Source organism: Pedobacter caeni, from assembly GCF_900129215.1.
GTDB classification, from domain to species: Bacteria; Bacteroidota; Bacteroidia; order Sphingobacteriales; family Sphingobacteriaceae; genus Pedobacter; species Pedobacter caeni.
The window spans coordinates 15,941-28,480 of record NZ_FQUQ01000003.1 but is presented as its reverse complement, the minus strand read 5'-3'; the positions used below and the strand labels follow the sequence as shown (position 1 = coordinate 28,480).

Below are 12,540 nucleotides of genomic sequence, written 5' to 3'. Positions count from 1 at the left end.
TATGAAATTTTCAAAACAAGACTTATTAACCATGTTGATAGGTCTTTTTCTTTTTTCTTCTTGTAAAGATGCCAATACCATAGGTTTGGGACAAGAAGAATCTGCCATTGCCGGAGAGCTTTACGACAATACAATCGTCACTTCCCGAACAGAGCTGGATGATGCACAGTCTGCATCATCACTTACCAGATACCCTGTCGGTGCCATAAAGGACGATATTTTTGGAATCACAACAGCTGGTACAGCAATGACGGTTAATATCCCCGCTGTAAAATACAGGTTTGGTAAAAATGCGGTATTGGACTCCGCAGTATTGATACTGCCTTATTCGGCGATCACACAAGCCGATAACTCAAAAGGCACTCCTTTTTATGGTGACTCCACTCAAACCTATACTTTCACGGTGGGCCAAATGGCTAAGGATTTAACCCGCGAACGTAGTTTCCTCAGTTCAACAAATTGGGGAGAAGGGATAACTGAGGTTCTTGGAACACTGGTTACCAATCAGCCAACCGGGCCTCAAGGTGCTATTTTTATAAAACCTTTAACACCGTTTAAAGTAACCGAGATTGTTGCAGGCAAGCCAGACACGCTAAGAAGCGTACCACCTCAACTGAGAATCCGGTTAAATACGGCATTAATTCAAAACAAGATTATCAATATGGATACGCTTGCTTATGATAGAAATAACCTGTTTATTGAAAAATTTAATGGCTTGTATGTGAGCGCATCAGCCACTAATAAGGGGGGAATGATTTTCTTCAATCTTACAGATACGCTTTCAAAGTTGCAGCTTTTTTATAAAAGAGATGGAAAATCCCCTGCAACCAGAGATACTGCTGTCATTAGCTTCCCAATTAAACAAAGCACGACACCTGTAGTAGCTTACGTGAAACATAACTATGATAATACAGCCATTAAAACTCAGCTGGACGACAACAGCGAGAAACAGTTTGATGAAACCTACATACAAGCACTATCTGGACTAAGGAATAGAATTAGCTTTAATTTCGACGCATTTAAAGCAATGTTGGGAACAGCTAAGGTTGCCATTAACAAAGCTGAGCTGGTGATCGACGTCACTCCAGAACGCGATGCCCACTTTAAGCCGGCACCAAGACTAATGATGTATCGTAGAGATGCCGCAGGAACCCGTAAAAATATCACCGACAATGACCCTCTGTCACAAACGAATCCTTATGGAGATCCAAGAGCTAATCCTCTTGTATTTGGTGGATATTTTGATTCAGTAAATGGCAGGTATATCTTTAGCGTCACGAGCCATGTTCAGGATCTTATTGACGGTACAAAAAAAGATGATGGAACTTTCATCGCTCCAACTCCGGTTTCTGAGCCATCTGTGAGCCCCTGGGCAAGTTCTGCAGAAAGATCAATACTGGTCGGACCAAAGAAAGACGCAGCATCAGGTACAAAAAGGATGAAATTAAACATCTACTATACGAAGCTGAAATAATTTCAGAAGAGACATATTTATATCCCCTGAGATTCATTAATTTCGGGGGATTTATTTTTTAAAACATAATTTTTATGTGTGGAATAGTTGGTTATATTGGCCATAGAGAAGCTTGGCCGATCGTCCTTAAAGGACTAAAAAGATTAGAATACCGTGGTTATGACAGCGCTGGAATTGCCTTGATTAATGATACGGGTCTTAATATTTATAAAAAAGCCGGAAAGGTTCTGGAACTGGAAAACTTTTCTGAAGGTAAAGACCTGTCTGGGACAATAGGTATCGGACATACCAGATGGGCTACTCACGGAGCTCCTTCCGACAGAAATTCCCATCCACATACCTCCAACAATGGCAAGCTAACAATCATTCATAATGGGATTATTGAAAACTATGCGACCTTAAAAGAAGAGCTGATCAGCAGGGGGCATGAGTTTAAAAGTGATACCGATACTGAGGTTCTTGTTCACCTGATTGAAGAGATCTATAAAAATGAAGATACTGATCTTCTGGAAGCGGTAAGGATTGCGCTAAATGAGGTTACCGGAGCTTACGCAATTGTATTGATGGACGAAGATCATCCGGATCAACTGATCGCGGCAAGAAAAGGAAGCCCTTTGGTTATCGGTGTCGGAGCCGGAGAGTATTTTATCGCCTCCGATGCGACTCCAATTGTAGAGTACACAAAAAATGTAATTTATCTGAATGACAATGAAATTGCCTTCCTGAAACGTGATGAGCTACTGATCAAACGTCTTGATAATGTTGTTCAAACCCCTTATATCCAGGCACTGGAATTAAAGCTGGAAATGCTTGAAAAAGGCGGATATGAGCACTTCATGCTGAAAGAGATTTTCGAACAATCACGATCGATCAGAGATTGTATGCGTGGAAGAATCTACCCGAATGAAGGCATCGTTCAACTGGGAGGCATAAAGGAGTATGCAGAAAAGCTGAAAAATGTAGACAGGATCATCATCGTTGCCTGTGGCACTTCATGGCATGCAGGTCTGGTTGCAGAATACCTTATTGAAGAATACGCAAGGATTCCGGTTGAAGTAGAATATGCTTCAGAATTCAGATACAGAAATCCCATAATTACTGAGAAAGACGTCGTAATTGCAATTTCTCAATCGGGCGAGACGGCAGATACAATGGCTGCAATTGAAATGGCCAAAGAAAGAGGTGCAACCATCTTCGGAGTATGTAATGTAGTGGGTTCTTCTATCCCAAGATTGACCCATGCAGGAGTTTATACACACGTTGGACCGGAAATTGGGGTCGCATCAACCAAAGCTTTTACAGGGCAGGTTACAGTACTTACGCTAATGGCGTTTTATATGGCCCAACAAAAAGGAACTGTTAGTCATTCTAAACTGGTAGAATTACTTACCGAATTGGATTGCATTCCTGACAAGATTCAAAAAGCGCTGGAATCGAATGATATGATCCAAGAAATTGCCGCGAAATTCAAGGATTCCAGAAACTGCCTGTTCCTGGGTAGAGGTAGTGGCTTTCCTGTTGCGCTGGAAGGCGCTTTAAAGCTCAAGGAGATCTCTTACATCCATGCGGAAGGATATCCTGCAGCTGAGATGAAACACGGCCCTATCGCCTTAATTGACGAAGAAATGCCTGTTGTAGTGATTGCGACTAAAAATTCTTCTTATGAGAAGGTAATCAGTAACATTCAGGAAGTGAAAGCAAGAAAAGGAATTGTACTTGCAATTGTTACCGAAGGTGACACCGAGGTAAGAAAAATGGCAGATTATTGTATAGAAATTCCGGATTCCAGTGAGGCATTTTTACCATTGCTGGCCACGATACCATTGCAACTCCTATCTTACCACATCGCCTTAATGCGTGGATGTAATGTAGATCAGCCAAGAAACCTCGCCAAATCTGTTACCGTAGAATAGTAACTAAAAATAAATAATGGGCCTGCACCTTGAAATAAACACTTTTCGAAGTCCAGGCCCATTTTATGATTCCACAACTATCTTGTTGGATTATTTAATAAAAGTTTGAATTTTTCTATCTGTCGTCTATGCCTTAGCACATGTACAATTGCATGCTCTGTTAATTGTTCAATATCATAAAGCTGGTTCCATCTGGTCATCATTTTTCGCCCGGCATCGAATTGCTCCAGTTCCTCATTATTCACTTCCAGGAAAACTTTCAGGTTAAATTCAAAAGCATCCTTAAGGTCCCGAACATATTCCATAGCACTGGTATGTAGTCGTTCTTCCGGCCTGATATATAGATTTCCTTTGAGTTCATGGATGTAAACAGCATAACTGTAGGAACTGCTGACTACATGTGTGAGAATCGTTTGAATTGATTTACATTCCTCATCATCAGGCAACAAAACAGCCACCAGATCCTCGTCTGATAAGTCTGCGATGCATTCCTGCAATGCGATGAGCGCATCTTCATAGACATCCAGTAATGCTCCTTTCGCCCCTTTCCTTGTCAGCCCTGGCATCTAAAAAGGCAGATCTCCTGAAACCTCATTAGGATCAAGATATTCTGTCTCACTTTTCGGGGTGGTATTTTCATTACTCACTGGTGTATGTTCAAAATCACTCTTTCTACCCAGAATAGTAAAGTTCTCAGCGACCACCTCAGTTACATATTTCTTAACTTTCTCCCGGTCTTCAAAAGAGCGCGTCCGCAGTTTTCCCTCAATGTATACCAGCTTCCCCTTTTGCAAATACTTGGATGCTACTTCTGCAAGTCCTCTCCACAAAACAATATTATGCCATTCCGTTTGCTCAATACGCTTGCCATCTTTGTTATAAGTCTCTGATGTTGCCAATGGAAAACTAGCTACAGTGACTCCTCCTTCTAAATGTCTGACTTCAGGATCTTTGCCTAAATGTCCTACTAAAATAACTTTGTTAATACCTGACATGAAATATAATTTTACTGTTTAATTGAATTGGAGATCATAAAATTTGTAATCACTTTTGGTTGGGGCAACTCCTCAAACTCAGTCAGAGAAACCCATTTTATTTCTGCATTCATATTAAAGTTAATGATATAATTGTCTAAAGCAAAAAATTGAACATATATAGTTTGGTGAGTCAATAAATGTTTTTGCAAGGTTAAAGGCCTGATTACACAGTTAGCTCCAAAGCTGTATTTCAGTCGTTTAAGGAATTGCTCATGGTCCTCCAGGTAAGGTCCTTCTGTCTCAATCAACGGAAAATCATATAGCTCCTGCCAGACATCCCCGGCAGTTCTCTTATTGACCAACAAATTATCGCCGTCAAAACAAACCATATAATTGAAATACCTCGTTCTTTTTTTTAGCTTCTTTAATTTTAGAGGCAACAGGCCAACCTGATCTTTGTTTTTTGCGTAACATCCGGATTGAACCGGGCAACTGCCACAATCAGGAGACTTGGGTTTGCATTGCAAAGCTCCAAATTCCATGATGGCCTGATTGTATAAAGAAGGTTCCTGCCCTTCGATCAGCTCTTGTGCAAGCTCGTTAAACTGCTTTTTTCCTTCGGTACTATTGATGGCGGTTCCTATGCCAAAATATCTGGACAATACCCGGAAAACGTTTCCGTCCAGAACAGCCCTGGATTCGTTGGCCGAAAAAGAAGAGATTGCTGCAGCAGTATATTCGCCAACTCCTTTCAGCTGAATGAGCTCTTCGTATTTAACAGGAAAAATGCCGGAATGTAAGTCCATAACCTGCCTCGCGGTGAACAGCATGTTCCGTCCACGAGAATAATAACCCAATCCCTGCCACAATTTGAGAATTTGCGTTTCGCTTGCATTGGCAAAATCAACTACTGTCGGATAGTTTTGCAAAAAACTATTAAAATAAGGAAGTCCCTGTTCCACCCTGGTCTGTTGCAAAATGATTTCCGAAAGCCAAATCACATAAGCATCAGTAGTATCCCTCCAGGGAAGTGTTCTTTTATTGATTAAATACCATTTTACGATTTCTGTCTGAAAACTCATAGCCACAAAAATACGCGCTAAATATTTGTTTTTGCTAAAACTTGCAATTCGGTGATACAACCGGCGACAAATAAATCATCTTTTATTTTCCTATCTCATTAAAAAGCAATACTTTTGCAACCCCAAAACACTTATAAAGTATATAACACACTATAAATTAATAACAGAGAATATGACTAAGGCAGATATTATTTCAGAAATATCAACGAAAACAGGAATTGAAAAGGTAGATGTACAAGAAACCGTTGAGGCATTTTTCAAGGTCATCAAAAACAGCATGATTGGCGGCGAAAATGTATATGTTAGGGGTTTTGGTAGTTTTGTTGTTAAAAAAAGAGCACAAAAAACTGCGAGAAATATTTCTAAAAACACTGCAATTATTATCCCGGAGCACTTTGTGCCAAGCTTTAAACCAGCAAAAGTATTTGTTGATAAAGTAAAGAATAATTCAAAAAAAGTTAGCGTAGAAGCTTAATTATCATCATGATAAACAGTATCCGATCTAAACAGGCCATTTTAATAGGAGCAGTAGTTTTGCTCATTGCGTTCTTGTTTACAAGGGATATCAAGGGTTTAGTAAAGCCAAAAGAACAAACCAGCAGTACTCCTGCAGGTGGACAGATGGCTGCACAGGCTCCGGCAACAGCTGAGATCAACCTTAAAGAAGTCTCAACTGCCGCGAAGAACATGATTAAAGCTCCGTTAGCTGCCGAAATCACTGCACTTGAAACTGCATATATGTCTGCTTCTGAAGACAACAAAGCCAAAGAAGCTAAATTGCTTGCAAAAAAGTGGGATGACTTAGAGCAATCGGTTCCCAGTGCACTTTACCTGGAAATCGTAGCCAACAAAGAGCAAACGTTAAACAATTGGTTAGCTGCCGGAGAAACATTTATGAAGGCATTTGACAATACCCAGGACAGTCTGTTGCAACCTGCACTTTTGCAAAAAGCGAATGCTGCTTACAGCAGTGCAATGAAAATAGACTCCAACAGTAATGACGCTAAAACAGGCTTAGGAATTACCATCGTAAACGGTATGGGAGCTCCAATGTCAGGAATAGCGATGTTAATGGACGTTGTCAAGAAAGACCCAAAGAACTTAAAAGCAAATATGAGTTTAGGTACTTTCGCGATGAAGTCAGGTCAGTTTGACAAAGCAATTATCAGGTTCAAAAGCATTATTGCCATGAAGCCTTCTCCGGATGCCTATTTCTATCTGGGAACTTCCTATGAAAACCTTGGAAAGAATACTGAAGCTATCGATGCTTACGAAAAGAGCAAAAAATTAGCAGCAAACGCTACATTATCAAAATTTATTGATGACAAGGTGATTGCGTTAAAGAATAAAAATTAATAAACAGATTTAATAAAAATATTTAAAACCTAAGATTATGCCAAGCGGTAAAAAAAGAAAAAGACATAAAATGGCTACCCACAAACGTAAAAAACGTTTAAGAAAAAACAGACATAAGAAAAAATAGTTTTCTTCATGTTTTGCTCAACAACTAAGGCTAGGATTTGATCGTAGCCTTAATTGTTGGTAGCAACGTTTTTTATTGTCCATGTGTTAATAAGGCTTAAAAGCCTTAAAATCTGTAGCTTTTGGTAAAGGAACTAATTATAGATTCATCTCCCTCGGGAGTAACCATAGCTTTAGTTGAAGACAAACAACTTGTAGAACTTCATAAGGAACACATCAATAACAATTACGCCGTAGGCGATATTTATTTAGGCCGCATAAAGAAAATTATGCCCGGACTAAATGCTGCGTTCGTTGATGTGGGTTACGAAAAGGATGCTTTTTTGCATTATTTCGACCTTGGTCCACAAGTACAATCTTTGATAAAGCTTACTAAAATCAAGCGTAACGGCTCTGTTAGCGGAACTTTATTAGATAATTTCAAGCTAGAAGGAGATATTAACAAAGCCGGGAAGATCTCCGAAGTGGTCAGCAAGAATCTTGTGCTGCCAGTTCAAATCGCCAAAGAACCAATTTCAACAAAGGGACCACGCTTAAGTTCTGACCTATCTATAGCAGGACGCTATATTGTACTGGTTCCCTTCTCTAATGTCATTTCGATTTCCAAAAAGATTAAAAGCAATACCGAACGTAATCGTTTAAAAAAGATTATCGAAAGTATTAAGCCTAAAAACTTTGGGGTCATCATTAGAACGGTTTCTGAAGGCAAGGGTGTAGCCGAACTTCAAAAAGACCTGTTAGACTCTGTTACTAAATGGGAAAACTTTATTAAAAAGTTACCTGATGCAGAGCCTTCCAAGCGTGTTTGGGGAGAAATGGACCGCACCTCTACGCTGATCCGTGATATTTTAAGTACTGACTTCACTAATGTATACGTGAATGACAGTAACCTGTTCGAGGACATCCGTTCTTATGTACATGAAATCTCTCCGGAGATGGAAAAGATCGTTAAGATCTATAAGCATAAAGAGCCTATCTTCGAACATTTCGGAATTGAAAAGCAAATTAAAAATGCTTTCGGAAAAACCGTAAACCTGGCCGGTGGTGCCTACCTGGTCGTAGAACATACGGAAGCTTTGCATGTTGTTGACGTAAATAGCGGAAACAGAACGGCAAGCAAAGAAAATCAGGAAGAAAATGCGCTTCAGGTAAATAAAGAAGCAGCAAAAGAAATTGCAAGACAACTGCGTCTACGTGATATGGGAGGGATTGTAGTCATCGATTTTATCGACATGCACAAACCTGTTAACCGTAAAATGTTATTCGACTACCTAAAGGAATTAATGCTCTTGGACCGTGCCAAGCATACCATTCTTCCTCCAAGTAAGTTTGGCCTTGTTCAGATCACCCGTCAGCGTGTCAGACCGGAGATGAACATCGTCACCAGTGAAAAATGCCCAACCTGTGATGGTACGGGTGAAATTAAGGCCAGCATTGTTTTGATGGATGATATCGAAAACAATCTGAACTATATTTTGCAAGAGCAAAACGAAAAAAATATTACACTTTGTGTACACCCTTATATTGAGGCTTACATCAAAAAAGGGTTCATATCTTTACAATGGAAGTGGTTCTTTAAATTCGGTCAAAGAATCAAAATCAAAGCTGTTCCATCGTATAACCTAACAGAATTCCATTTTATTTCTTCCAAAGACGAAGAGATAAAATTATAATCACGGTTCAAATTTCCTTTAAACAGGCCTGCTCCTTTCGGATCAGGCCTGTTTTATTTTACCTCCGTTTTTTAATCCCCGTTTTTATAGAATTAAGCCTAAATTCGTAACTCATTAAAAACCTCTGTCAATTGGCTAAAACTAAATCAGCATATTTTTGTCAGAGTTGCGGATATGAATCAGCGAAATGGCTGGGAAAATGTCCTTCATGCAACTCATGGAACACCTTCGTAGAAGAGGTGATAGAAAAAGCAGGATCAAAGGTTCCTGCCTGGAAAACCTCCACAGGAACAACCCGTGTAAACAAGCCCAATAAAGTAGATAATATCCCTTCCATTACCGAGGAAAGAATCCTTACTGGTGATCAGGAATTAGACAGAGTTTTGGGCGGCGGACTGGTTGCCGGCTCCGTAATCCTTATCGGTGGAGAGCCCGGAATCGGGAAATCTACATTGATGCTGCAACTGGCACTTAATATATCCGGAAAAAAGATTCTCTACATCTCCGGAGAAGAAAGTGAGCAACAAATCAAAATGAGGGCGGAACGCATTACCTCTGCCCCCACTGCCGATTGTTACATCCTCACAGAAACCTCTACACAAAATATATTTAAGCAAATAGAAGAACTGGAGCCTGATTTATTAATTGTAGATTCCATACAAACCCTTCACTCTGCTCATATTGATTCCACTCCGGGAAGTGTCTCACAAGTAAGGGAATGTACAGCAGAACTTCTGAGATTTGCAAAAGAAACAGACACGCCAGTATTTTTAATTGGTCATATCACCAAAGACGGAACCATTGCAGGACCAAAGATCCTGGAACATATGGTGGACACTGTTTTACAGTTCGAAGGAGACAGACACCATGTTTACCGGATCCTACGCTCTATAAAAAACAGATTTGGAGCAGCTGCTGAACTTGGTATCTATGCCATGCATAGCAGCGGACTAAGACAGGTTTCCAATCCTTCAGAAATTTTGCTCTCACAGCGTGACGAAGAACTTAGTGGCATTGCCATATCGGCCACATTAGAGGGCGCCAGGCCCATGTTAATTGAAACCCAGGCCTTGGTTAGCACAGCCGCCTACGGAACCCCTCAGCGATCAGCAAATGGCTTTGACACAAAGAGGATGAATATGCTCCTCGCAGTGCTCGAAAAAAGATGCGGGTTCAGGCTAAGTACCAGGGATGTTTTCTTAAACATTGCAGGCGGCATTAAAGTAGAAGATCCAGCTATTGACCTGGCGATTTTAGTGGCCATCATCTCTTCTCATGAAGATATCTTTATCTCTTCCAAAATATGTTTTGCTGCAGAAGTAGGACTTTCAGGAGAGATCAGGGCCGTGAACAGAATTGAGCAACGTATCTCCGAAGCAGAAAAACTGGGCTTCGAAAGAATTTTCATCTCTAACTACAATATGAAGGGACTGATCACAGAGCGGTATAAAATTGAACTCAGCCCGGTCAGTAAAATAGAAGACGTTTTTGCCCTGCTTTTTGGATAATTTAAGCGTGCCAAAAATGCTCAATATGTGGAAACAAATGATCTGTTTCCACATATTGAGCATTTTTTTCCCCACATATTTTTTTAATGCAAAATTTACATTTTCTTAAATACGCCTGAATATTAGATAGTTATAAATACAGAATGCTGATTTTCAAATTTGGCCTGTTAGTTGCCATATACCTGGTGTTAATCATTTATGAATTAACAAACAATAGGGATGATTATCCTCGTTATCGTTAGATAACGAGGATTTTTTTTATTCAGCCCCTTCCCTCCTTTGCAGAAAATATTTTATATTTATAAATGCAAAATCCATAAAAAGAAAAATCTCATGATAAAAAAAACGCTGCTAAGCATTACATTCTGTGCTTTATCAATTTGCGCTCTGGCTCAGGAAAGCCCCGCAATTAATGGAAAATCATTCGGAGCCGGTGTTACTGGTGGAAATTTACTTCCTATAGAAAAAATGGAGTCTGTGATGGGTGATAAAAAAGTGGCTGAAATGAAAGTTACCGGAGAGGTCGTCGACGTTTGCAAGAAAAAGGGCTGCTGGATGACTTTAAAAACCCCATCCGGAGAATCGATCCGCATCACCTTTAAAGATTATGCGTTTTTTATGCCGATGGATATCGTAGGAAAAAAAGTAGCACTTGATGGTTTAGCAAAAAAACAAACGATCTCAGTAGAGACGCTGCGTCATTATGCAGAGGATGCACACAAGTCCGCAGAAGAAGTTGCAAAAATTACCGAACCTAAGAAAGAACTGGCATTTGAAGCCAAAGGCGTAGTTATTTTAAACTAAACATCTCCTAAATTTATACATCTAGGAATTATATCATTTTCTTAAACACAAAACTATGATTATAGGCGCCATCATACTAGTCGTTCTGATTTTACTGGGTATTTCTTATTACAATTCTTTGATTGCAAAGAAAAACCAGGTCAATAATGCCTTTTCAGCAATAGATGTCATGCTAAAAAAACGATTTGACCTGTTGCCAAACCTGATTGAAACAGTAAAACAATACATGCAGCACGAGGAGAGTGTACTGACAAAGGTCGTAGAACTGAGAAGCCGTGCCATTACGCCAAATATCAGCAATGAAGAAAAATTAGATATTGATAAACAGCTGAGTTCAGCAGTCAAAGGCTTAATTGTTAATGTAGAGAGCTATCCTGACCTAAAAGCAAACCAGAATTTTTTAAACCTTCAAAGTACCTGGACTGAAAGTGAAGAGCAAATTGCAGCTTCCAGAAGGGCCTATAATGCTTCAGTTACGGACTATAACAATGCAATAATGATGTTTCCAGGAAGCATTTTTGCAGGGATGTTAAATTATCAGCAAATCGCTGTTCTTGCGAACACTGAAGAAGAACGTAAAAACATCAGCGCCAAAGAGCTCTTCAATAATTAATGGCACCTCCCATTAATGATGCCGCTACCAGGCAGCAGACTTTAACAGAGATGGAGGTTTTGCGTAAAGAAATTTATGGCATAAAAATTAAAAACTACTCCATCATTGGTCTAAGTGTGCTCATTCTTATCCTTAGTATGGTGCTGGGAGGACTGATCCCGGTGATCATCTTAGGTATTGCAGGAATCATTTATGGTATCGTCATGATCAGCAAAGCCGGAGCAAAAGAAGCACAATACCGATATTCCTACAAACATTCTCTGCTGGCTTACGCCTTAAAGAACATAGATGAAAGTCTTCGGATCGATGATGTACAGGCCTTATCTGAGGAAGAGTTTACCTCTTCCCAACTCTTTGCCAAAGAACCCGACCGATACCACAGTGAGGATCAGGTGTCCGGATTCTCCGGAAAAACAAAATTCAGTTTCTCAGAAGTACATGCGGAATATAAAACGGTTACCCAGACAAAGAATGGTCGGCGCGAAGACTGGTATGATATTCTAAAAGGTGTGGTTTTCTTTGCGGATTTTAACAAGAATTTTAATGGAACAACCATTGTCAGGCCTAAAGATTTTGGCACTGCATTTGGCGCCTGGATCGCAACGGCCCTTCCTATATTTGGTTCGGGAGAGGTTGTAAAACTGGAAAATCCAAATTTCGATCAGAATTTCGTTACTTATTCCAACGATCAGGTCGAGGCACGCTATATCTTAACACCTGCCATGATGGAACGTATTTGTGAACTTAACGAACGTTCCAGCGAAACCATTAGCCTGTCATTTACAGGCAGCCTTGTTTACATTGCTTTTCCACTTAGCGGAAACTACTTTGAACCGCCCTTTTCCAGGACTCTGCTCAACGACACTTTACTTCAGAAAGACATTGAACTTGTCCAGTTTATGTATGACATCATTAAAGAACTTGATTTAAATACCAGAATCTGGGGCAAAAATTAAAGAATACAGGTCTCGAATAAACTTTCAAATTGTTCTAAAATAAAAAGGTCCCGAAAAG

General features: G+C 39.9%; 12 protein-coding genes. 9 read left to right on the top strand and 3 right to left on the bottom strand.

What is annotated here, in order from left to right:
* Position 1: 1 nt before the first annotated feature.
* Positions 2–1,474, top strand: coding sequence for a DUF4270 domain-containing protein (locus BUC20_RS14720; RefSeq protein WP_073231876.1), 1,473 nt, complete (start codon positions 2–4; stop codon positions 1,472–1,474).
* 74 nt (positions 1,475–1,548) lie between these two features.
* Positions 1,549–3,387, top strand: a complete 1,839-nt coding sequence (glmS, locus tag BUC20_RS14715; protein WP_073231875.1) for a glutamine--fructose-6-phosphate transaminase (isomerizing) — start codon at positions 1,549–1,551, stop codon at positions 3,385–3,387.
* Between the two features lie 77 nt (positions 3,388–3,464).
* On the opposite strand, the gene BUC20_RS14710 is transcribed toward glmS, so the two are convergent.
* Genes BUC20_RS14710 through mutY form a run of 3 tightly spaced genes read right to left on the bottom strand, consistent with a single transcriptional unit; the run spans position 3,465 to position 5,446 of the window.
* Complete coding sequence (locus BUC20_RS14710; RefSeq protein ID WP_073231874.1) at positions 3,465–3,953, bottom strand: DinB family protein; 489 nt, start codon at positions 3,951–3,953, stop codon at positions 3,465–3,467.
* A complete protein-coding gene (locus tag BUC20_RS14705; RefSeq protein WP_069379262.1) occupies positions 3,954–4,382 on the bottom strand; it encodes a single-stranded DNA-binding protein in 429 nt (142 codons plus the stop codon).
* An 11-nt stretch (positions 4,383–4,393) separates the two neighbouring features.
* Complete coding sequence (gene mutY / locus BUC20_RS14700; RefSeq protein WP_073231873.1) at positions 4,394–5,446, bottom strand: A/G-specific adenine glycosylase; 1,053 nt, start codon at positions 5,444–5,446, stop codon at positions 4,394–4,396.
* A gap of 172 nt (positions 5,447–5,618) precedes the next feature.
* Between mutY and BUC20_RS14695 the strand changes: the two genes are divergently transcribed.
* The 7 genes from BUC20_RS14695 (at position 5,619) to BUC20_RS14665 (ending at position 12,482) form a co-directional block, all read left to right on the top strand.
* Complete coding sequence (locus tag BUC20_RS14695; protein WP_008240139.1) at positions 5,619–5,921, top strand: HU family DNA-binding protein; 303 nt, start codon at positions 5,619–5,621, stop codon at positions 5,919–5,921.
* A gap of 8 nt (positions 5,922–5,929) precedes the next feature.
* The gene (locus BUC20_RS14690) at positions 5,930–6,802 is read left to right on the top strand and encodes a tetratricopeptide repeat protein (RefSeq protein ID WP_073231872.1); all 873 of its coding nucleotides are present in this window, start codon (positions 5,930–5,932) and stop codon (positions 6,800–6,802) included.
* Positions 6,803–7,050: 248 nt separating this feature from the next.
* Complete coding sequence (locus tag BUC20_RS14685; protein ID WP_073231871.1) at positions 7,051–8,601, top strand: Rne/Rng family ribonuclease; 1,551 nt, start codon at positions 7,051–7,053, stop codon at positions 8,599–8,601.
* Positions 8,602–8,732: 131 nt separating this feature from the next.
* Positions 8,733–10,109 (top strand): DNA repair protein RadA, encoded by a 1,377-nt coding sequence (radA, locus tag BUC20_RS14680; protein WP_073231870.1) that lies wholly within the window; start codon positions 8,733–8,735, stop codon positions 10,107–10,109.
* A 333-nt stretch (positions 10,110–10,442) separates the two neighbouring features.
* Positions 10,443–10,913 carry a DUF4920 domain-containing protein gene (locus BUC20_RS14675; protein ID WP_084528924.1) on the top strand — a complete coding sequence of 157 codons (471 nt, stop codon included), beginning with the start codon at positions 10,443–10,445 and terminating at the stop codon, positions 10,911–10,913.
* 55 nt (positions 10,914–10,968) lie between these two features.
* Positions 10,969–11,526 (top strand): LemA family protein, encoded by a 558-nt coding sequence (locus tag BUC20_RS14670; protein WP_073231869.1) that lies wholly within the window; start codon positions 10,969–10,971, stop codon positions 11,524–11,526.
* Positions 11,526–12,482 (top strand): DUF3137 domain-containing protein, encoded by a 957-nt coding sequence (locus tag BUC20_RS14665; RefSeq protein ID WP_073231868.1) that lies wholly within the window; start codon positions 11,526–11,528, stop codon positions 12,480–12,482. Before BUC20_RS14670 ends, BUC20_RS14665 begins: the two co-directional genes overlap by 1 nt.
* The last annotated feature ends 58 nt before the right edge of the window (positions 12,483–12,540 follow it).

Excerpts from the sequence above, each read along its gene's own strand:
- BUC20_RS14720 (WP_073231876.1), top strand. The coding sequence starts at position 2 with ATGAAATTTTCAAAACAAGACTTATTAACCATGTTGATAGGTCTTTTT.
- glmS (WP_073231875.1), top strand. The coding sequence starts at position 1,549 with ATGTGTGGAATAGTTGGTTATATTGGCCATAGAGAAGCTTGGCCGATC.
- BUC20_RS14710 (WP_073231874.1), bottom strand. The coding sequence starts at position 3,953 with ATGCCAGGGCTGACAAGGAAAGGGGCGAAAGGAGCATTACTGGATGTC.
- BUC20_RS14705 (WP_069379262.1), bottom strand. The coding sequence starts at position 4,382 with ATGTCAGGTATTAACAAAGTTATTTTAGTAGGACATTTAGGCAAAGAT.
- mutY (WP_073231873.1), bottom strand. The coding sequence starts at position 5,446 with ATGAGTTTTCAGACAGAAATCGTAAAATGGTATTTAATCAATAAAAGA.
- BUC20_RS14695 (WP_008240139.1), top strand. The coding sequence starts at position 5,619 with ATGACTAAGGCAGATATTATTTCAGAAATATCAACGAAAACAGGAATT.
- BUC20_RS14690 (WP_073231872.1), top strand. The coding sequence starts at position 5,930 with ATGATAAACAGTATCCGATCTAAACAGGCCATTTTAATAGGAGCAGTA.
- BUC20_RS14675 (WP_084528924.1), top strand. The coding sequence starts at position 10,443 with ATGATAAAAAAAACGCTGCTAAGCATTACATTCTGTGCTTTATCAATT.
- BUC20_RS14670 (WP_073231869.1), top strand. The coding sequence starts at position 10,969 with ATGATTATAGGCGCCATCATACTAGTCGTTCTGATTTTACTGGGTATT.
- BUC20_RS14665 (WP_073231868.1), top strand. The coding sequence starts at position 11,526 with ATGGCACCTCCCATTAATGATGCCGCTACCAGGCAGCAGACTTTAACA.